A 21,675-nucleotide genomic window follows, 5' to 3' on the forward strand; every position below is an offset into this window, starting at 1 on the left:
CTATTTAATACCTTCTTGATCAGCTAACAAATTTTCAAATACATGCTGAAAATGATCCCGATCTTCTTTCCTAAAAGCTGAAGGACCTTTCCAATTTTTTCTTCTCTTCATTGATTGCTGTCTCAAGTACTTGTTATTCATTATTTCATCTGCATCAGCTTCTTTAATTAGTTTACCTCTTGGAGTAAGAACATAAACCCCTCTAGATGTCAATAGCACTGCTAAAGATAAATCCTGAGTTATTACATAATCGGACGCAGAGACGTTATTAAGAATGTAAAGATCCACTGCTTGAGAGCCATGATCTAAAAAGATCCAACCTTCTTCTGCTTTTTCAGGACTATAATGGTTGACAGTGGCTATGAAGATAGGTGTAATTTCATATACACTGCATACATTATAAATTTCCTGTTGAACCGGACAGCTGTCTGCATCTACCCATATTTTTGGAATTTGATTTGACATAGTAACTCTACTTCTACAATAATACATAGAATCCTTCTAAATTTAGAATGTTTTATTTTTCTGAAAAGTACTCACTTTGCGCTTTAGGTAAATCTAAAGACCTAATGACTACTTGTATAGAATCATTTTTACCGCAAATAAACATTATAATACATTCTATTGTTTTTCGCTATATACTATTTTACCTAATTTCATCCTTCCCAACAAAAGTCGCGCTTAATCATAGCGCGACCTTAAGTGATGATCCTATTCTTGGGAATCTTGGCGTAGTTTATTCGTAATAACATTAGCCGTCTCTTCTACAGCTTTATTGGATACATCGATGACGTGGCAGCCAATTCTATCCACCACACGATTAAAATGCTCAATTTCCTGGTGAATTCTATTCATGTTTGCATAGCTGGCTTGCGCTCCAAGACCAAGGGATTTTAAACGCTCTTTTCTGATATCATTTAACTTTTCTGCGCTAATCTTTAAACCAATGCATTTATCAGGGTCCACTCGATATAATTCAGCTGGTGGCTCAACTTCTGGAACAATGGGCACATTAGCTACCTTCAATCGTTTGTGGGCCAAGTATTGTGAAAGCGGAGTTTTAGAAGTTCTTGAAACACCGATCAACACGATGTCCGCTTTAGCAATTCCTCGGGGGTCTCTTCCATCGTCGTAACGTACGGCAAACTCAATTGCTTCTACTCTCTTAAAGTAATCTTCGTCTAGTTTATGAACCAGACCAGGTTCAAGACGAGGTTCTAAATTAAAGTGCTTTTCCATGGCTTCCATCATCGGGCCCATAATATCCACACATTCAATATCATACTTTTTTGCTTCCGCAAGTAGATATGTCCGGAACTCTGGAATAACAAATGTAAACCCGACCATCGCTCCCTGTTCCTTTGCCTGTACCAGAGCCTCATTAATAGTACCTTTATCCTCCACATAAGGAATTCTCTGAAGATCAAAGGGACCATCATCGAACTGACTGAGAGCTGCTTTAACGACAAGCTCTGCAGTTTCCCCAACAGAATCTGATAATACATAAATTAATGGTTTCCCCATTTTCTCCCTCCTCTCTGTTCCTTTATAGATGCTGGTCGCGTCCTAATTCAACTAAGGCTTTAGTTATGTTGGTCTTTGTCAGTCTGCCTATAACTTCTAATCCATTCTCAGCAGGATCAACAACTGGAAGACCATCAATTTGCTTTTCTATAAGCTTTTGAGCGGCATCCAACAGTAGGTCCTCTGGTTCACAAATGGTGATATTCGGCATCCGAGTCATAATAATATGCACAGGGATCGAGGACAAATCTTGGTTACCAATGCTTGCTCGTAAAAGGTCTTTTCTGGAGAGCACACCTGTTAGATGTCCATGTTCATTCGTTACAAATAATGTACCGACATCCTCTAAAAACATGGTGCAGATGGCATCATACGCTGAGACGTCCTCTTGTACAACGATTGGTATAGATTGATACTCTTTGACTTTAAATTTCTTTAGCTTTTCCGTTAATAATTCAGATCCAGTTTTTCCAGTAAAGAAGTATCCAACACGAGGTCTCGCGTCCAAAAAACCCGCCATTGTTAAAATGGCAAGGTCAGGCCGAAGAGTAGCCCTTGTAAGGCTTAAATGGTCTGCTATATTTTCTCCAGTTATAGGTCCATTATCTTTTACTATTTGAATGATTTGTTCTTGTCGGTTAGAGAGTTCCAATCTTTCACCACCCTGCTCACTGTGACGTGCTGTTCTATTTTATTATTATAGACCATATTAATAACCGGGTAAAAGAAGGGGCCTTAGAACTGCTGCTTCCATTCAATAGCATTTAGGTCAGCAAACTCTTTAATGTCTGCAGCAATTTGATTTAATAATCCCAATCGATTGTTTCGAATCTTCTCGTCTTCTGCCATAACCATCGTGCCTTCAAAGAAGTCATGGATCGGGGAAGCCAGTTCAGATAGTTTCTCCAATGCCAGAGCAGGTCGGTCTTCTTGTAATGCTTGTAAATACTCTGGATGGACCAATCTAAAGGCTTCATACAAACGGGCTTCTGAATCATTTTCAAAATACTTCGGCTTTACTTCCATAGCGTCAGCTTTTTTGGCGAGATTGAGCACCCGTCCCAGTGCTTCATGTACATTCTTGAAAGTAGGGTCCTGCCGCTTATCTACAAGCAGCCTTGCTTTATCAATGGTTACTGCGTAATTCTGAACACCGTTCGTAAGTGTTGCTTCTACAATATCAGGATCAATTCCGTTCTCTCTTAATAGGTAAGCAGCTCTTACCTTAAAGAATTCATGTAAATCTTGATGAACCTCTTGTTCTGTACGTGTTGGAAGATTTAATTCACGATAGAATTGGTGAACAAGATCTATTAACTTTTCTACAGGTATGTTCCATTGCTGACTCTGTAAAGTTTGTAATATTCCAAGAGCTTGTCTCCTTAACCCGTAAGGATCCTGTGAACCTGTTGGGATAATTCCAATCGAGATGCTTCCTACAATCGTATCAAGCTTATCCGCTATACTTACTATAGAACCAATTGTTGAAGAAGGAAGGGTGCCATTAGCCTGTCTCGGCATGTAATGTTCGTTAATAGCTCGCGCTACTGCTTCATCTTCTCCAAATAATCTGGCATACTTTTCGCCCATTACTCCCTGGAGCTCTGTAAACTCATCTACCATTTGAGTAACTAGATCAAATTTACATATCTCAGCAGCGCGTTCAGCTTGCTGCTTTTCTTCATCATTCAGATCAAGCCACTCACTGATTTTACCTGTTATAGCTCGAATGCGTTTAACTTTATCTGCAAGTGTTCCAAGCTCAACTTGATATACCATCCGTGACAGCTTTTCAAGTTTTTGATCAATCGATCCTTTTTGATCTTCTTCATAAAAGAATTGTGCATCTTTCAAACGCGCTTTCAATACTTTTTCATTTCCGCGGGAGACGGTATCCAGATGCTTATCATCCCCATTACGAACTCCAACAAAATAAGGAAGCAGGGTCCCTTTATGAGAACGAACTGGGAAATAACGCTGGTGTTCTTTCATTGATGTAATTAAAGCTTCTTCCGGAATATCCAGGAATTCCTCATTATAAGATCCAAAGAAGACTGTTGGATACTCTACTAGATGAGTGACTTCCATTAATAAACCTTCATCAATAATGAGTTTCCAATCTTTTTCTTTTTCAAGCTCCAACAATTGTTCTTTTATGGCATTTTTCCTCTTAGTAACATCACTGATAACATATTCGCCATTTAATATTTCTTCATAGTTTTCAGCCGAACGAAGAGATGCTTTATTACCTAGGAAACGATGGCCGTATGTAATCCGGTCAGTCGCTACATTTTCAATAGTAAAGGGAACGATCTCCTCACCAAACAAAGCGACCATCCAACGAATAGGGCGGGCATACCGTAAATCATAGCTGCCCCACCGCATATTCTTGGCGAAGGTAATACTTAGAAAAACAGACCGAAAATCCTGAAGCAACTCTGCAGTTGACTCCCCTTCAATAAACTTCGTTACATGTACATATTCAGTTCCCTTTACTTCTTTGAAGTATATATCTTCTACATCTTTTCCTTGTCCTTTGGAAAAACCAATGGCTGCTTTTGTCCACTCTCCATTTTCATCCAATGCAATTTTTTTAGCAGGGCCTTTGGCTTCTTCTTCGACATCAGGCTGCTTATCAGCTACATTGCTTATTTGGACTGCTAATCTTCTTGGAGTAGCGAATCCTTTCACTTCCCCGAAAGGAATCCGCTGCTCACGGAACCACGTTTCTGTCTTTACTTTTAATTGTTCTAAAGCATCATCTATAAATCTAGCCGGGAGTTCTTCTAACCCAAGCTCAAATAAAACCGTTTTACTCATGGCCTTCAACCTCCTTAGGTAACATTGGGAATCCTAGTCGTTCTCTTTCTTCCACATAGGCTTTGGAAATTTTTCTTGCCAGATTTCGGACCCGGGAAATGTATCCTGTACGTTCCGTAACGCTAATTACTCCTTTGGCATCTAAAAGGTTAAATGTATGTGAGCACTTCAGCACATAGTCATAGGCTGGGAATACTAACCCTTTTTCCATAATTCTTTCTGCCTCTTTCTCGTAAGTGGTAAATAACGTGAAAAGCATCTCTTCATCTGAGTCTTCAAATGTATAAGTAGAATGTTCGAATTCCGGCTGCATAAAGATATCTCCTACCGTGACGCCGTTAGTCCATTCTAACTCAAATACGTTTTCTTTATCTTGAATATAAGAAGCCAGTCGTTCCAGCCCATAAGTAATCTCCGCAGACACGGGACGTGCTTCAAGTCCACCAATTTGCTGGAAATAAGTAAATTGAGTAATTTCCATTCCATCCAGCCAAACTTCCCATCCTAATCCTGCAGCTCCAAGCGTGGGATTCTCCCAATTGTCTTCTACAAAGCGAATATCGTGCTGAAGTGGATCTATTCCTAAAGCACGAAGGGAATCAAGATAAAGCTCCTGAATGTTATCAGGAGATGGTTTCATAATGACCTGGAACTGATGATGCTGGTACAGACGATTCGGATTTTGTCCATAACGTCCGTCGGCAGGTCGTCTAGAAGGCTCTACATAAGCAACGTTCCACGGTTCTGGCCCGAGGCTTCTCAGCAGAGTCATTGGAGACATCGTCCCCGCCCCTTTTTCCGTATCATAGGCTTGCATCAATAAACAACCCTGCTCGGACCAATGGTTTTGCAATGTAAGAATCATATCTTGTATATTCATTTTCTTCCTCCTCTTGTTAATCGAAGTCGCAGCCTTGCAAGCAAAAATAAAAATCCCGCCCCTATGTCCTAATCAGACATAGGGACGGGATTCCCGCGGTTCCACCCTACTTGCTTTTCCACATGGAAAGCCACTTTAAAGTAAATTGCTCAGGACTGCCTTCACTGAACCAAAGACGCTTGTCTTCCACCATCACAAGCTCGCTCTATTGTCTGGATCTCAGCTACTACTTTCCTTCTTCACAACGTATTATTAAGTAGTTGAATCATACTGAATAAATAACCGAATGTCAATCGAGATCATGTAAAGAGATCTAATTGTTTCAAAAACTTCTTTGATTTAATTAAATACCCACCGTACTGATCATAATATTCATCCATAATTAAACGCAATATCTTTTTATTCTTCTCTTTCATGGAAATCTGCCCCAGCCGCTTAACATCCATATGTACAAAGATACGTAATAGTTTAGGCAAAGGATCTGGCAGGCCATAGGCGTTTGGGTCTTTGTGTTTGCAGCGGTAACAAAGGAGTCCGCCCTCAAGTATCGAGAAGGAATAGGGCCCTTCTTGGCTGCCGCAATTTATGCAATGATCTACCACTGGAGAAAAACCAGCTTTTTTAAATAATTTAAGTTCATAAATCATCGCCAATACCGCTGCATCTTTCCCCTCATTCATCCAGAGAAGGGTCTGAAGAAATTGCTCATACATAAACGGATCCGGCTGTTTTTCATCTATCAGCTTGTCCACGAGTTCCGCCAGATAAGAGGCGTAAGCGGTTTTTACAATATCTTCTCTTATTGAGCGCAGGGAGGAGAGCATTTCCCCCTGACTCAAAGATCCCAGACCAGATCCTAGCTGAATTAAATACATCCCATGAATAAATGGCTGGGTTACAGAAGAGGTGCGGCTCTTAGGTTTTTTAGCACCGCGGGCCATCACCCCTATTTTTCCCTTTTCACGTGTAAAAAGTGTAATAATCTTATGAGTCTCCCCGTAATCTCTCGTGCGAATAACAATGCCTTCGATCTTCTCTAACAAAGCACTCACCTGCTTTTTAGTCTTACAAATTTAAGTCCTCTTTAGATTCCTGTTCGATAGAGGAAGCTTGATGTTCAGGAGATTGCTGATTTTGATCCTTTATTTCCTTCATCAATAAATAAGTTTCAATGTTTCCTGTTTGTCTAAATACATTCCATGGAAGGTTTTCGAGCAAAAGAAACACCGCCTTTCTTATATTCACTGAGCATCGGAATTACATCATTAGCATGCTTCTTAAAGGTGAAATCATAAGACTTAATATTTTCCAACTCTTAATAATCTTCTTCGTTATATCCAAAATCACTTAGCTGGACTTGACGGTTTCTCCAGTCTTTCTGTACTTTGACCCACAATTCTAAAAAGACTTTGCTTCCCAATAAAGATTCAATATCGTGTCTGGCGCGCTTGCCTATTTCCTTGAGCATACTTCCCTGCTTACCGATAATAATCCCTTTTTGCGACTTTCTTTCTACTATAATCGCAGCCTGTATATAAACAGCATTCTTATTTTCTCTAGGCTCAATCCCTTCAATTACTACAGCTATAGAATGCGGGATTTCTTCATGCGTTAAATGCAAAACTTTTTCCCGAATAAATTCACTGATAACGAACCGTTCAGGATGATCTGTTATTTGATCTTCAGGATAAAATTGCGGTCCTTCGGGTAAGTGACCTTTTAATACATTGAGCAAATGATTGACGTTATTGCCTTCTAAAGCAGAGATGGGAATGATTTCTTCAAAGTCCAGTTTTTCCTTGTACTGCTCAATCAGAGGAAGCAATTGGTCTGGGTGTACTTGATCAATTTTATTAATAATTAAAAATACTGGCTGATTCACTCGCTGCAAACGATCAATTATAAATTGATCTCCACGCCCGTATCCTTCTTCGGCATTGATCATAAAAAGAATGGCATCTACTTCGTTTAAAGTATTTTCTGCTACATTCACCATATAATCTCCGAGCTTGTGCTTAGGTTTATGAATACCCGGAGTGTCGATAAAGACGATTTGGGACTCTTTATCCGTCATAACCCCCTGGATTTTATTTCTAGTTGTCTGTGGCTTGTCACTCATAATCGCGATTTTTTCTCCAATTACGCGGTTCATAAAAGTGGACTTGCCTACATTAGGCCTGCCTACAATCGTGACGAAGCCGGACTTGAAATTTTCATTCATAGTTGAGCCTCCAATGTTTCTACATCACTTCTTTATTACTAAATCTACTAAAAACTACTGCTTGTTAAAATAAGGCTATCAAGTGTGGGACAAAGATAAATGCTCCCACGATTAATGAAGCTAAACTGGCTATTAATACAGCTCCCGCAGCAATATCTTTCACAAGACCTGCAAGTGGGTGATATTGAGGTGCCAAGTAATCCATCACCCGTTCGATACTTGAATTAATCATCTCCAGCGTAATTACGTTGGCAATCATAACGATGAGGAGTGCCCATTCTACCGTAGATACTCTTAAACCTGCACCTGCTGCTATACATAGCACTCCGGCGATTAAATGAATTCGGAAGTTTCTTTCTGAATTCCAAACTTCCTTTATCCCTTTCCATGCAAAACGAAAGCCGATCGACTTCTTATTTTTATGCCCTTTCAAGTCCGAACTCATGAAGGATTTCCTCTTGTCTATTAAACATTGCTTTTTCGTCTTCTTCATTCTCGTGATCATATCCTAATAAATGCAAAAAGCCGTGAAGGGCTAAGAAACCTAATTCTCTCTCCAGCGAATGACCGTAATCTTCAGCCTGTTCCTTAGCCTTATCTAATGAAATAACAATATCGCCAAGCATGAGAGGAAGATCTTCACTAAGAATTTTTGTTTCCCCTTCTCCTTCTTCCTGCATAGCAAACGAAATAACATCCGTAGGCTGGTCTTTCTGACGATAATTTCGATTAATTTCTTGAATTTCGTTGTTATCAACAAAGCTTATTGAAACCTCAGCATCCGTTTGTACACCCTCTTTTTCGCCTGCAAAACGAATGATACGTTGAATTAAATCCACATAAGCTTCATCTACTGAATTGGTTTCATCTTGAAAATCAATTTGAATCATACTGTTTCCTCCTCAAGCTGCGGTTTTTACTATCCATGCTGTATTCAGCAATGTAATTTACACAATAGTTTATTATAGCTTCTTCCCTTATGAATTTCATTAAAGATTGCTAATGACTGTGGGGTTTATCACCCACGCCCTTCCTTCTTTAAACAAGGAGGGTTTTTTAGGTTCTTCAATATTATAAGTTCTTATAGACCATGATACCTCCAAGAGGGAAGGAAAACAAATCCAACCCACAAAAAAAGAGGATGATTAACATAATCCAAGCTTTACCTATGTAAAAAAGCTTTTCGTCTTTTTTATGAAATCGCTCTGTTAAACTTCCGTGTTGATTTTAAGCGTAAGCTCCTAATACTGTAAGACTCAGTTTCGAGATATTTAGTGAGAGAGTTAGGTCCTGTGGGGAACGTCCCTGCGTCGTGCAGGGCCGGAAAGCGAGTCGTTCCCCACCACCCCGCTCCTTATAGGGTAACGGGCCCAATTCATCTCGAAATTGAGTCTTAAAGTAACCGACCTTATTGTGTAATAAGACTCTTATGAAAATCAACTATAAACTTTAACAAAGCCTATGAAATAAAATAAGGCCCGCATATAGGGGCCTTAGGAATTGTCTTTTTCATAAGCATCAATTATCCGCTGTACAAGCGGGTGTCTTACTACATCAGATTGATCTAAATGAATGAAGGCAGAACCCTTCACTTTACCGAGCCGCTCTTCTGCAACCTTCAATCCTGACTTAACACCTTTTGGCAGATCAACTTGAGTGATATCCCCTGTAATAATCATTTTGGAGCCAAATCCAAGGCGAGTCAGAAACATTTTCATCTGCTCAGGGGTAGTATTCTGGGCCTCATCTAATATCGCAAATGCATCATCCAGAGTTCGCCCTCGCATATATGCAAGAGGGGCAATCTCAATTGTACCTCGATCAATGAGACGTGCAGTATGCTCCGTCCCGAAAACATCATGAAGAGAATCGTAAAGTGGACGCAGATAAGGATCCACCTTTTCCTTTAAGTCGCCGGGTAAAAACCCAAGACTCTCGCCAGCTTCAACAGCCGGTCGAGTTAAAATGATCCGCTTAACATCACCATTTTTCAAGGCGTTTATTGCCATGACCACAGCTAGATAAGTTTTACCTGTCCCTGCTGGGCCAATCCCGAAAACCAGATCATTATTTTTAATAGCCGAGATGTAATTTCTTTGTCCAAGTGTTTTCACTCGGATAGATTTACCTTTACTATTTCTTGTAATTTCATCTTCAAATAAAGCTTCAAATTGATTAATTTTACCTTTTTTAGCAAGTTCTACAGCATAAACAACATCTCTTTCCGTAATGGTTAATCCTTTACGAATAATAGCAAGTACTGAATGTAGAATATCCTCCACTAATTGAACTTGCTCGGCTTGCCCGGAAACTCGAACCGTTTCACCTCGAGAAATAATAGTTACTTTTAATTGTTCTTCGATCTGCTTTAAATTTCTATCTTCTGTCCCAAAGAGGGCCAAAGCTTCCGTTGTATTATCTAATTGAATGTCCATTGTTTTTAAATCTTCCGGCATACTCAATCTCCTTGACTTATATACTTGGTCACTGCTATGTTTTCATGAACTTTGAATAATAGGATTAATTTTACTTTACCATTCTCCTCACGAAGGTGCAAAACTTTTTCCTTCATGACTTCAGCCTCTTTTCCAAGGTATTGGCTCAAGCTTTCTCTTGCCGTTAAAATTCCCAATTTTTGAATCTTATCTTTTGATTGTTCATATTTTTTTAGGTCGATCTTATAATAACGAGTGGTTTTCAGGTCAACTGGTGATTTCCAGCCGAGCCACTCCCAATTCGTCTCCTTAGTTTCGTGTCTATATTCTGAATCCTCGTTCTTCCACCATCCCCATAAAGGAATAGTTAAGGAGCCGACTGTTAAGTGGTATTCTTTGATTTCTACTCCATCCGTCAACTGAAGCACTTGGGTCGTGGGGAGATTCTGGTCGACTTTATACCAGGTCTCAGCTATGACTTCCCCCTCCGTATGAACCAGTATATCTTTATCCTCCACCAATTTTCCCGCAGCCAGCTTTTGACCCTTTTTCACTACATCATTCACGGCCACAAGTGGTCTTCCTTTTTTTATAAACGTTTTTACTATCATACCCTTTTTTTCTGCCACCAAGTCAGCGGGACGCAGGTTCTTATTCGTATCATGTCTTGTCTTTTCTACACCGTACAGGTGATAACTTGTCCCCTTCTTATTAACTCCTACCCATAAAAGATCCGGAATATCATCAAGCAGCTTTCTTTGTATATCATTCGGATCGTCCATTCCAATAGTCAGCTTGCCCGGGGAAACTCCATAAGATTGTAACTTTTTTTCTACGTTAGCTTCCAGCTCAGGAGTCAACCCCTCTACTTTAATAGACCAAAGCGTATTGGCTAGTAAAAAAACGACTATAAGTGAAAGCAGGAAAGCTGCCATTAAAGCTGTTCGCTGAGTGATTTTTCTGTAAAAGAACGGCAGACCTTTTCCTCCCAGGAGAGAAATTTTGCAACGATACTTCTTTCGTAACTGCCTAAATGTTTTCCACTCACTAAGTCTAATGGTCATTACTGCTTCATTTTCTTTGATTCGTTTAATATTTGAAATCACGCATCCCCTGCGGACACACGCTTGAAGAAATGGTTCAATCATTTTTCCTTCCACTTTAATTCTCATGCTGCCTTGAAAGAAGTTATGCTGCATCTTCATACTCATCTACTCCCCCTTAAGCTTCAGGCAGGAATTCCACCGATTTTATTTCTCCTTCTAGCAATAATTCTTCCTTTAGCATCATTTTTACACCGAGATCTTTTCCAACTATCTTCACTTGGCCCTGCTTATATTGGATCCTTACTTCACTATCCGAAAAATGTAATAGACCTGTATGATTTTCTATGTACACATGAATCGACCCAATTGTCGTAATTCTGGGTAAATCAAGCATTACATCAGAAGGTAAATCGAAATAACGTCCGATCCACGTACGGATTTGCTTTTGCCATTTAGTCATTCGACTCCCCCCTCTTTTTATTTATACGAAAAACGCACGAATTGTATCACTACAATTCGTGCGTTTCGATTATCTTTTTCTTGGATGAGATCGATGAGGCTTATACGCTCGGGGCTGGCCGAGAATCTCGGCTGCAATAACCCCTTCGGCTAATCGTTTCTTATCCCATCTATTCAATTTTTTCAGCTTAGGAAGATCAGGTATATCATCTTCTTGAGGCACATACCGCTCCATTTGCCCGTCCTGGATCTTATCCGATGTATGAATATCCTTATTCGGTGTCTCATACGTGAACGTTTTCTGAGGGTCCTGAGAAACGTTTTCCCTTGGATACCCTTTGATCTTTTCCTGCTGTTCTTCATAGTATTCTTGCAAATTTTTCTGGCCTGTCCTTATAGGACCTCGCTCCTCCGCTTCCTCAGAAGAACCGGTTGGATAAGTGGAGGGTCTGGGCTGATGTTGTTTACGTTCGTCTTCCTGTTCACTTCCCCTTCGGCTGAAAAAGCTAATAATACCACCTATAACAGCAGCTACGATGAGAAAGTTGCTGAATAATAGTTCAAAAAGTTCTCCCATAGAAATTCTCCTTTTTTGCTAATCAGGGGATTAACTTTCTTCACCTTCACCCTGCTCACCTTCAGACATTTTGCCAAGTGTATTTCTCATATCGGTGTCGGCATTAATATTTTGATAATTCATATAATCCATGACACCCATTTTTCCTGAACGAAGAGCTTCTGCAAGAGCCTGCGGAACTTGAGCTTCAGCTTCCACAACTTTGGCTTGCATTTCCTGCACGCGTGCGCGCATTTCTTGTTCTTGAGCAATCGCCATAGCACGACGTTCTTCTGCTTTAGCTTGTGCAATATTTTTATCAGCTTCAGCCTGATCTGTTTGCAGAATTGCGCCAATGTTTTTACCGATATCAATATCAGCTATATCTATGGATAAGATTTCAAAAGCCGTTCCGGCATCTAACCCTTTTCCTAATACATTTTGTGAGATCATATCAGGATTTTCCAACACTTTATTATGGTTTTTACTTGAACCAATCGTCGATACAATCCCTTCCCCTACACGGGCTATAACTGTATCTTCACCAGCACCTCCGACTAAACGGTCGATATTGGCACGCACAGTAATACGTGCTTTAGCTTTTACTTCTATACCATCCATAGCAACACCCGCAATAAAGGGAGTTTCAATTACTTTTGGATTAACGCTCATTTGCACGGCTTCCAATACGTCACGGCCTGCCAGGTCAATCGCAGCACAACGCTCAAAACTTAATTCAATATTTGCACGCTGAGCTGCAATTAGGGCGTTAACCACCCGGTCCACGTTACCACCGGCTAAATAATGGCTTTCCAATTGGTTAGTATCAACGTTCACCCCAGCTTTATGAGCTTTAATCAATGGATTAATAACTCTTGAAGGCACAACTCTTCGTAACCTCATCCCAACGAGTGTAAAAATACTGATCCTGACCCCAGCTGCCAGAGCACTGATCCAAAGCATTATTGGGATAAAGGTAAATAATACAGCTAAAACAATGATAATGACACCAATGACAATAATTGGCATAAGTTCTTGTAACGTCATTCTTTCTCCTCCTCTTTCTCTTTTGATGAAAGTTCACGTACTACTATGCGTGAACCTTCTGTTTTCAAAACTTTAACAGATTGCCCGGTGCCAACAAATCCTCCCTCAGTAACTACATCCAGGCGCTCACCATCGAAAACAGCGGTGCCTGCTGGCCTAAGGGGAGTCACGGTTTCTCCAACCATGCCAATCAACTCGAGACGGCTGGTAGAAGATAAATATCCTTTCTCAGCTGATGTTGAATCCTGAAGGATGATATGTCGGAAAAACCCTCGCTCCAGTCCCATTGTTTTAAACAATACAACGGAAACAATAATGGTTGCAATCAAGGCTATTCCAATACTCATGGCCATATGCCCCATATCCGCTGATGAAAGCATAAGGGAAGCTACAATAGAAACGACTCCCGCAATCCCAGCGATACCACCGGGTAAGAATATTTCAGCTATGACAAGCCCTACCCCAAGTATTAGCAAAATAATAGCTTCATATCCGGCAAGTCCTGCTACGATATGTCCATAAAAGAATAAAACGAGTGAAAGCAGCCCCATTATTCCAGGAATGCCAAATCCAGGCGAATACAACTCAACAATAAGCCCGAGACTAGCAACGGAGAGTAAAATAGGAATGACCACCGGATCAGTTAAAAATCTGGCAAGATTCTCTGCCGGTGTAGGATTATTCTCAGTTATTTTAGCATTAGATAATCCTAACTCATTAAGTAATTCAACACGATCTTCTACAATACCTTCTGCATAACCTACTTCTTCAGCATCACTGGGGCCAAGTGTTAGAAATTCTCCTTCAGCGGCATTGTATTCAGGAAGATCTATACTGCTGTCAGCCATAGCTCGGGCATAAATAGGATCTCTGCCATTAGATTCAGCAGCAGCTACCATAGAGGATATCCAGGCAGACTGGGCTTTCTTATCAGCAGCTGTACCATCTGAATTAATTACCCCAGAGGCCCCCATAGTTGCTTGCGGTTTCATATAAATATTATCCGCATTAAGTGCTATATAAGAACCTGCAGAATAGGCACGGCTGGTAATAAAAGCTGTATTCGGGATATCAAGATCCTGAAAAATCTCACCTATATCCCCAGCAGCGTCTACTCTGCCGCCAGGTGTATCTATTTCAAATATGATGTGGTCCACACCATTTTCAGCAGCTTCTTCCGTGGTCCTCTTCAGAAAAGCAGCCATCCCCCGTTCCACCGTCTCCTGAACAGGAACAATATAAACCTGCTGTCCTTCTCCCTCAGCATGAACGGAAGAGTAGAGATGAAAGATGGATAAACCAGCAGCTAAAGCTACCATGCAAAAAATTATGGATAAACGAATAGTGCGCTTCATTAAACGATCACCCCCTTATGCTTATTAGCTTTCCCAAGGAATACTACTTATACGATTAAAGTATCACCTTGGTTTCAAAAAATATAAAAAGACCTCTCTTTTTTAAAAGAGAGGTCTTTATATTTAAGATAAATGCTGAAGTACAAGCTTATTGACTTTGGAGCCATCGGCTTTACCTTTAACTTTAGGCATCACAGCACTCATGACTTTACCCATATCACTTTTCGATGTAGCTCCTACCTCTTGAATTGTTTCCTGAACAACTTGTTCAAGTTCTTCATCTGAGAGCTGTTTCGGCATATACACTTGTAAAATCTCAATTTCACGCTCGAGTCCTTCTACAAGATCGTCGCGTCCAGCTTCTTTAAATTCGTGGAGGGAATCTTTTCTCTGCTTAACCTCGCGGGTTAATACAGTTAATTCTTCTTCTTCAGTTAATGAATCTTTCCCCAATTTAATAGCTTCATTTTGCAAAGAAGCTCTAGCCATGCGGATCGTAGACAGTTTTTCTTTGTCCCGAGCTTTCATAGCGGTTTTCATATCCTGGGTCAGATTTTCAGTTATAGTCATCGTTCCGCACCCTCTTTAGTTACTACTTACGCTTTCTAGCCGCCTCAGACTTTTTCTTACGGCGTACGCTAGGCTTATCGTAATATTCACGTTTACGATATTCAGCTAATGTACCACTTTTTGATACATCGCGCTTAAAGCGACGAAGAGCATCTTCAAGAGACTCGTTTTTACGAACGCGAGTTGTGTTTGACATGCAATTTCCCTCCCTCCGAAGCAAAAACCTGATTCTTTGTATAGGAACCTCCCATACCTTTGACAATTATATTATATGGTTTAAAAGCGGTCAACTTTTTTATTCAATACTTTTGGATTAATCACCTGTTTTTCGACCTGATTATCCAGTTTTAAATATGTAGATCTGCCGAGATAGAGAGGAAATTCAAGCTTTTCCAAATCTGGAAGCCCATCTTCCAGAAAAAATTCCTCTTTATAATGGCAACCGCTAATCCGAGTAATGATCCATTCATGATCACCAGTAGGAATGAATTGATTAATGAGGCATTCGTACGCAAGATAAGAGTCTTTCAAAAGTGGATAGCCGGCTTCACTTATATACCAATCCTGGTTAAAACTCGAAAGTTTATTCACGTCTTCACCAGAAACGGTACCACTGTATTGAATGAACTCAGTCTCCTGATAAGGCAGAAAATTTATAGATAAGCGCTTTGCTGCTTTCAATTTACTATAGGTATAACGTTCTCGGCCGATGGCTACTCCATACATGGGCGGGGAAATCGATAAATAAGCATGCCAGCCCGCCGCCATAAAATTAGCACCGCTTTCTGTTAGTACTCCCACAACCGCCACCATACCAGGATAACTATGCATTTTTACATGATCCTGCTTTTTCATCAGCTTCATCACCTTTTAATTACTGCCTCAATTCTAACAGGTCTGGTAAAAAAAGAAAGCCGTTTGCTTTTTCAGCAGGACGGCTTTCTCTCAACATTAATAGTCAGATGTACCTTGTTCACCTTTAAGAATTGAAATTCCAGCACTGGCTCCTATACGAGTTGCCCCGGCTTCGATCATTTCGTTCGCACCTTCATAGTCACGAACACCGCCTGAAGCTTTAACGCCCATTTCCGGTCCTACAGTTTTACGCATAAGACTAATATCGGCTACAGTTGCTCCTCCTCCAGAAAAACCTGTAGAGGTTTTTACATAATCTGCTCCCGCTTCTTTAGCAAGGTGAGATGCTTTTTCTTTTTCTTCCTCAGATAAAAGAGATGTTTCAATAATTACTTTTACAATCGCTTTACCTGCTGCTTCACGAACGACAGCTTCAATATCTGATTGAACGGCTTCAAAATTGCCTGATTTAAGTTCTCCAATGTTAATCACCATATCCACTTCTTCAGCACCTTTTTCAATTGCCTGCCGGGTTTCAAAGGCTTTGTTTTCCTTAGTGGTAGCTCCTAGTGGAAAGCCTATAACTGTACAAACTTTTACATCTGTGTCCTTTAACTTATTATAACAGTAGTCCACCCAGTAAGGATTCACGCAGACTGATGCGAAGCCGTATTCTGCAGCTTCTTCACATATTTGAGTGATTTTTTCCTTCGTAGTATCTGGCTTTAGTTGTGTATGGTCAATCATTTTCGCAAGATTTTGTCCCATGTATTTAAATCTTCCCTTCTTATTTTTAAGTTGTTCGTACAACTATCTTAACACACCTATGCATATTAAGGAATTCAGGCTGATTCAGCAATTCTTTCCTTTTTCTTCAAAATGATAAGAGATCGTGGACAGGAAATATAAAGGCGCCGTTTCCATCCGCAGAATTCTTGGACCAAGACGCACGGTCATAAAACCTGCTTTCACTAAGTCCTGTACCTCATTTTCAGAAAAACCGCCTTCTGGTCCAAAAACGACTAAAACCCTATCCTCTGGATTTATCTTTTCAAGTATAGAATCAATTGCTCGGAATGTTTTGCGGCGTGCTTCATCTTCATGCGCAAGAATACACCAGTCATATTCTTTACTAGACTGAATGAGTTCTTGCAATGAGATAAGTGAATGAACCTCAGGAATACGAATTCTTTCGGATTGTTCACTTGCCTCTTTAGCAATTTTTTGCAGACGTTGTATTTTCTTTGCCGTCTTTTTTTCATCCCATTTAACTACTGATCGCTCGGCCTGATAAGGAGTAAATGTCCAAGCTCCAAGTTCTGTTCCTTTTTGAACGACTTGCTCTAACTTGTCTCCTTTTCCAAGGCTTTGGACGATACTTACTTTAACGGGAAGCTCGCGGTTTTCATCTAACCATTCCTCTACGGAACATTCGATTTGACTGGATGTCATCTCTAGAATTCTGCATATAGCTGGCCCTTGCTCCGGGTGAATTCCTATCAGCTTGTCTTCTTTATCCATCCGCATGACACGGGAAATATGGTGGACGTCTTCTCCTGTAATCCATAAACTTCCGTTTTTCCAATTAGATCGTTCTACAAAATAGCGCTGCATGAATGATCACCTTCACTCTGGCTTTCTCGCAATAATACTGATCCAATCTTCCATTTTATTTGTTTCCACTATATCAAAACCAGACTCCTTCAGACGTTCCATAACCAAGTCCTTCTTACCGGAAATGATTCCACACGTAATGAAATACCCTCCTGGTTTAACAACTTTAAAAGCGTCATCCGTAAACCGTACGATGATTTCAGCCAGTATATTAGAAACAATCAAATCAGCTTCTTGCTCCACTCCTTCAAGCAGATTATTAAGCTTAGCGGTCACTTGATTTTCAACACCATTCAGCTCAGCATTAATCATGGTACTTTTCACTGCAATATCATCCAGGTCAAACGCTTTAACGTGCCTTGCCCCTAATAAAACAGAGGCCACACTCAATATTCCAGACCCTGTTCCTACATCAAGCACTAAATCATTCTTTTGCAAATACTGTTCCAATGCCTGAATACTAAGAACTGTGGTCGGATGAGTACCTGTGCCAAAAGCCATACCTGGGTCCATTTCGATGATAATTTCATCACTTGAAACAGGGGTGTACTCTTCCCATGTCGGCATAATGGTAATCCTTTCAGAGATCTTAACTGGTTTGTAATACTTTTTCCAGGCTGTAGCCCAGTCCTCTTCTTGAACCTCGCTAAGTGTTACCTTATTTCTTCCTACATCTATCCCAAATTCGTGGAGATTATTAATAGACTGCTTAATTTCCTCGATCGTTTCCCCCAGAAAGCTGTTCATAGGTAAATAAGCTTTCACATATACCCCTTCTTCAGGATAATCTTCAGGGTTCAATTCATATATTTCTCCCAGGTCAGTCTGGTCTTTCATCATATCCTGCGGGTCTTCAATTACAACTCCGCTAGCTCCTGATTCATGTAGAATATTGGAGATTGGTTCAATCGCTTCATTGGTTGTGTGAATACAAAATTCAGACCACTTCATTGGACTCAACTCACTTTATAATTTTTTCTTGCCGGGGTATCACCCAGCAGGCTGATTTTCTGCCCCTAAAGGATGATCCCTCTGCACTGTGATCAAATATCGAATAGAATTTATCCTCATACAAAAAAAGAGTGTCTGAACGATTGTACGGGACCTTTCAGATTAAAAAACTCTGTGAACCGTTTCGTTTCAGACACTCTCCTTTTTTATTCTATCAGTCACCTTTAAAGGCGCGCTTCATACGTTCAAAAAAGTTACCATGCTGCTCTTCCGTAGCATCGTTGCCACTAATATCATTAAACTCACGCAGCAATTCTTTTTGACGTTCTGTGAGATTTTTCGGTGTGATAATCTTCATTTTTACGTGCTGGTCTCCTTGACCACGCCCATGAACATTAGGTGCACCTTTTTCTTTCAATCGGAATGTTTTACCAGTCTGAGTACCTGCTGGAATCTTCAGCATAACTTTTCCGTGAACGGTTGGGACCTCAATCTCATCACCAAGTGCGGCTTGAGCGAAAGTCAGCGGGATCTCACAAAAGATGTGGTCTCCATCACGTTGGAAGAACTCATGAGGCTGAACGCGGATTACTACAAATAGATCGCCTGCAGGTCCCCCATTAACTCCTGCCTCACCTTTTCCTTGAACACGGATTTGATGACCTTCATCAATACCTGCCGGAATATCAATATGAATTTTGTTGCGTTTTTTCACCCGGCCGTCGCCGCCGCATGTTTGACATTTATCTTTAATAATTTTTCCGCTTCCCTGACAATAATGGCAGACTCTGCGGTTAACTACGCGGCCAAACGGAGTATTCTGTTCCTGATTGATTTGTCCACTGCCTTCACAGTGAGGACAAGTGTCAGGCGTTGTACCTGGTTTCGCACCAGAACCATCACAAGTATCGCATGGCTCTTCAACTGGAATCTCAACATCTGTACTCTTGCCAAAGATGGCTTCTTCGAATTGTAAAGTCATTGTGTACTGTAGGTCAGCACCCTTGCGCGGAGCGTTTGGATCACGCTGACGACCGCCACCGCCAAAGAACATATCGAAAATATCTCCGAAGCCGCCAAAATCCTGGCCGCCTCCGAAACCACCAAAGCCTTGGTTAGGATCCTGGTGACCAAACTGATCATACTGTGCACGTTTTTGCTGGTCACTTAACGTTTCATAAGCTTCTTTTGCTTCCTTAAATTTCTCGGACGCATTTTCCTCTTCACTAACATCAGGGTGATACTTTCGTGCTAGTTTTCTGTACGCCTTCTTAATTTCGTCTTTAGAGGCATCCTGGGATACACCCAGCACCTCATAATAATCACGTTTACTCACTTGTAGATCACTCTCCCGGACACTATTACATAACGTTTATATTAACATTGACTGGTTTGTTGAAGCAAATAAGATGGAGCTCATCTTTACGTGAAAAAAAGTCAAAGTCAAGAAGATCCTGACTTTGACTTTTCTTTTTTACCTATGATTTTTATTTTTTATTCTCGTCATCATTTACTTCTTCATAATCAGCATCCACAACATCTTCTTCAGCTTCGCCTTCTTGGCCTTGCTGTGCTTCTGCTTGCTGCTGAGCCTGTTCGTAAAGCTTCACAGATAGAGCCTGAACTTGTTCTTGAAGAGCATCTTTCTTCTCTTTGATCGCCTCTTGATCTTCACCTTCGAGCGCGGTCTGAAGTTCTTCTTTAGCTGTTTCAGCTTTTTGTTTCTCTTCTTCGCTTACTTGCTCGCCAAGATCTTTGATCGTTTTATCTGTTGTGAAGATAAGCTGATCAGCTTCATTACGAAGTTCAATCGCTTCACGCTTCTTCTTATCTTCTTCAGCGTTCTCTTCAGCCTGACGAACCATATCTTCTACTTCTTCATCAGAAAGACCTGAAGAGGATTTAATGGTAATGGACTGCTCTTTATTCGTACCCATATCTTTCGCACGAACATTCACAATTCCGTTTGCATCAATATCAAAGCTTACTTCGATTTGAGGCACACCACGTGGAGCCGGTGGAATATCCGTTAGTTGGAAACGTCCAAGAGTTTTATTGTCCTGTGCCATTTCACGTTCGCCCTGAAGGACGTGGATGTCAACCGCTGTTTGGTTATCAGCAGCTGTGGAGAACACCTGTGAATGGCTTGTTGGAATCGTTGTATTACGTTCAATAAGCTTAGTCGTAACTCCACCCATAGTTTCAATACCAAGAGAAAGTGGTGTCACGTCTAGAAGTACAACATCTTTCACATCGCCTTGAAGGACTCCGCCTTGAATAGACGCGCCAAGCGCAACCACTTCATCAGGGTTTACACCTTTAGATGGTTCTTTACCTACTTCTTTCTTGATCGCTTCCTGAACTGCAGGAATACGAGTTGAACCACCTACAAGAAGTACTTTATGGATGTCGCTAGCGCTCATGCCAGCATCTTTCATAGCTTGACGTGTAGGCTTCATAGAACGCTCAATCAAGACAGATGCAAGTTCTTCGAATTTAGCACGTGTAAGATTCATTTCAAGGTGAAGCGGTCCCGCTTCTCCAGCTGTGATAAATGGAAGTGAAATTTGAGTCTGTGCTACCCCAGATAGATCTTTTTTAGCTTTTTCAGCGGCATCTTTCAAACGCTGTTTAGCCATTTTATCTTGGGAAAGATCAATACCGTTTTCTTTTTTGAATTCAGCTACCATGTGATCGATGATGACCTGGTCAAAATCGTCACCGCCAAGACGGTTGTCACCGGCAGTAGCTACAACTTCAAATGTACCTTCGCCAATATCCAGGATGGATACGTCGAATGTACCGCCACCAAGGTCATAAACAAGAATTGTCTGATCTTGATCTTCTTTATCGATACCATAAGCAAGTGCTGCTGCTGTAGGCTCGTTAATAATACGCTCAACTTCAAGTCCAGCAATCTTACCGGCATCTTTCGTAGCTTGACGTTCAGCATCATTGAAATAAGCAGGTACCGTAATGACTGCTTTATCTACGGTGTCTCCCAGATAATCTTCTGCATAATTCTTAATGTACTGAAGGATGATAGCAGAAACTTCCTGTGGAGTGTACTCTTTACCTTCCACTTCTACTTTGTGGTCTGTACCCATGTAACGTTTAATAGAAAGAATCGTGTTAGGGTTTGTGATCGCTTGACGTTTAGCTACTTCCCCTACTTGACGTTCCCCATTTTTAAATGCAACGGCTGATGGAGTCGTGCGGTTACCCTCTGGATTAGGGATAACTTTTGATTCTCCACCTTCCATAACAGCTACACAAGAGTTTGTTGTACCTAAATCAATTCCAATAATTTTACCCATGGTTTTGTGTCCTCCTTTTACCTTA

Annotated in this window: 24 protein-coding genes; all 24 read right to left on the reverse strand. The window is 40.8% G+C overall.

Annotated features, from left to right (window positions below):
• The 24 genes from ACTWPM_RS00885 to dnaK all read right to left on the reverse strand — a co-directional run bounded on the left by ACTWPM_RS00885 (window position 1) and on the right by dnaK (window position 21,650).
• Entirely contained in the window at window positions 1–465 is a 465-nt protein-coding gene (locus ACTWPM_RS00885; RefSeq protein ID WP_443131175.1) for a YaiI/YqxD family protein, read from the reverse strand.
• Between the two features lie 246 nt (window positions 466–711).
• Window positions 712–1,524, reverse strand: a complete 813-nt coding sequence (locus ACTWPM_RS00890; RefSeq protein WP_443131176.1) for a pyruvate, water dikinase regulatory protein — start codon at window positions 1,522–1,524, stop codon at window positions 712–714.
• A gap of 22 nt (window positions 1,525–1,546) precedes the next feature.
• Entirely contained in the window at window positions 1,547–2,176 is a 630-nt protein-coding gene (locus tag ACTWPM_RS00895; RefSeq protein ID WP_443131177.1) for a helix-turn-helix transcriptional regulator, read from the reverse strand.
• 83 nt (window positions 2,177–2,259) lie between these two features.
• Window positions 2,260–4,344, reverse strand: a complete 2,085-nt coding sequence (gene glyS, locus ACTWPM_RS00900) for a glycine--tRNA ligase subunit beta (protein WP_443131178.1) — start codon at window positions 4,342–4,344, stop codon at window positions 2,260–2,262.
• A complete protein-coding gene (gene glyQ, locus ACTWPM_RS00905) occupies window positions 4,337–5,224 on the reverse strand; it encodes a glycine--tRNA ligase subunit alpha (RefSeq protein ID WP_443131179.1) in 888 nt (295 codons plus the stop codon). The genes glyS and glyQ overlap by 8 nt, the downstream gene beginning before the upstream one ends.
• Before the next feature lie 299 nt (window positions 5,225–5,523).
• The gene (gene recO, locus ACTWPM_RS00910; RefSeq protein ID WP_443131180.1) at window positions 5,524–6,267 is read right to left on the reverse strand and encodes a DNA repair protein RecO; all 744 of its coding nucleotides are present in this window, start codon (window positions 6,265–6,267) and stop codon (window positions 5,524–5,526) included.
• 22 nt (window positions 6,268–6,289) lie between these two features.
• Window positions 6,290–6,469: a YqzL family protein gene (locus ACTWPM_RS00915; RefSeq protein WP_443131181.1), complete on the reverse strand. Its 180-nt coding sequence runs from the start codon at window positions 6,467–6,469 to the stop codon at window positions 6,290–6,292.
• Window positions 6,470–6,539: 70 nt separating this feature from the next.
• On the reverse strand, window positions 6,540–7,445 hold the full coding sequence (era, locus tag ACTWPM_RS00920; RefSeq protein ID WP_443131182.1) for a GTPase Era: 906 nt from the start codon (window positions 7,443–7,445) through the stop codon (window positions 6,540–6,542).
• A gap of 64 nt (window positions 7,446–7,509) precedes the next feature.
• Window positions 7,510–7,890, reverse strand: coding sequence for a diacylglycerol kinase family protein (locus ACTWPM_RS00925; protein WP_443131183.1), 381 nt, complete (start codon window positions 7,888–7,890; stop codon window positions 7,510–7,512).
• Window positions 7,865–8,335, reverse strand: a complete 471-nt coding sequence (gene ybeY, locus ACTWPM_RS00930; RefSeq protein WP_443131184.1) for an rRNA maturation RNase YbeY — start codon at window positions 8,333–8,335, stop codon at window positions 7,865–7,867. Before ybeY ends, ACTWPM_RS00925 begins: the two co-directional genes overlap by 26 nt.
• A 603-nt stretch (window positions 8,336–8,938) precedes the next feature.
• Entirely contained in the window at window positions 8,939–9,901 is a 963-nt protein-coding gene (locus ACTWPM_RS00935) for a PhoH family protein (RefSeq protein ID WP_443131185.1), read from the reverse strand.
• A 2-nt stretch (window positions 9,902–9,903) separates the two neighbouring features.
• Window positions 9,904–11,091, reverse strand: coding sequence for a sporulation protein YqfD (gene yqfD / locus ACTWPM_RS00940; RefSeq protein ID WP_443131186.1), 1,188 nt, complete (start codon window positions 11,089–11,091; stop codon window positions 9,904–9,906).
• 10 nt (window positions 11,092–11,101) lie between these two features.
• A complete protein-coding gene (gene yqfC, locus ACTWPM_RS00945) occupies window positions 11,102–11,386 on the reverse strand; it encodes a sporulation protein YqfC (protein WP_443131187.1) in 285 nt (94 codons plus the stop codon).
• Window positions 11,387–11,455: 69 nt separating this feature from the next.
• Window positions 11,456–11,962, reverse strand: a complete 507-nt coding sequence (locus tag ACTWPM_RS00950) for a hypothetical protein (RefSeq protein ID WP_443131188.1) — start codon at window positions 11,960–11,962, stop codon at window positions 11,456–11,458.
• Window positions 11,963–11,992: 30 nt separating this feature from the next.
• Window positions 11,993–12,988, reverse strand: a complete 996-nt coding sequence (gene floA / locus ACTWPM_RS00955; protein ID WP_443131189.1) for a flotillin-like protein FloA — start codon at window positions 12,986–12,988, stop codon at window positions 11,993–11,995.
• Entirely contained in the window at window positions 12,985–14,343 is a 1,359-nt protein-coding gene (locus ACTWPM_RS00960; protein WP_443131190.1) for an NfeD family protein, read from the reverse strand. The genes floA and ACTWPM_RS00960 overlap by 4 nt, the downstream gene beginning before the upstream one ends.
• 123 nt (window positions 14,344–14,466) lie before the next feature.
• Window positions 14,467–14,913: a GatB/YqeY domain-containing protein gene (locus ACTWPM_RS00965; RefSeq protein WP_443131191.1), complete on the reverse strand. Its 447-nt coding sequence runs from the start codon at window positions 14,911–14,913 to the stop codon at window positions 14,467–14,469.
• 22 nt (window positions 14,914–14,935) lie between these two features.
• Window positions 14,936–15,109, reverse strand: a complete 174-nt coding sequence (rpsU, locus tag ACTWPM_RS00970; RefSeq protein ID WP_089749081.1) for a 30S ribosomal protein S21 — start codon at window positions 15,107–15,109, stop codon at window positions 14,936–14,938.
• An 80-nt stretch (window positions 15,110–15,189) separates the two neighbouring features.
• Window positions 15,190–15,768 (reverse strand): flavin reductase family protein, encoded by a 579-nt coding sequence (locus ACTWPM_RS00975; RefSeq protein ID WP_443131192.1) that lies wholly within the window; start codon window positions 15,766–15,768, stop codon window positions 15,190–15,192.
• Window positions 15,769–15,864: 96 nt separating this feature from the next.
• A complete protein-coding gene (gene deoC, locus ACTWPM_RS00980; RefSeq protein WP_443131193.1) occupies window positions 15,865–16,536 on the reverse strand; it encodes a deoxyribose-phosphate aldolase in 672 nt (223 codons plus the stop codon).
• An 84-nt stretch (window positions 16,537–16,620) separates the two neighbouring features.
• Window positions 16,621–17,382, reverse strand: coding sequence for a 16S rRNA (uracil(1498)-N(3))-methyltransferase (locus ACTWPM_RS00985; protein ID WP_443131194.1), 762 nt, complete (start codon window positions 17,380–17,382; stop codon window positions 16,621–16,623).
• A 12-nt stretch (window positions 17,383–17,394) separates the two neighbouring features.
• Window positions 17,395–18,333: a 50S ribosomal protein L11 methyltransferase gene (prmA, locus tag ACTWPM_RS00990; protein WP_443131195.1), complete on the reverse strand. Its 939-nt coding sequence runs from the start codon at window positions 18,331–18,333 to the stop codon at window positions 17,395–17,397.
• A gap of 214 nt (window positions 18,334–18,547) precedes the next feature.
• Window positions 18,548–19,669, reverse strand: coding sequence for a molecular chaperone DnaJ (dnaJ, locus tag ACTWPM_RS00995; protein WP_443131196.1), 1,122 nt, complete (start codon window positions 19,667–19,669; stop codon window positions 18,548–18,550).
• Between the two features lie 151 nt (window positions 19,670–19,820).
• Window positions 19,821–21,650 carry a molecular chaperone DnaK gene (gene dnaK, locus ACTWPM_RS01000; protein ID WP_443131197.1) on the reverse strand — a complete coding sequence of 610 codons (1,830 nt, stop codon included), beginning with the start codon at window positions 21,648–21,650 and terminating at the stop codon, window positions 19,821–19,823.
• Window positions 21,651–21,675 lie beyond the last annotated feature (25 nt).

Origin of the sequence: Halobacillus sp. K22, from assembly GCF_052246795.1 — a bacterium.
In the GTDB taxonomy this organism is placed as follows: domain Bacteria; phylum Bacillota; class Bacilli; order Bacillales; family Halobacillaceae; genus Halobacillus.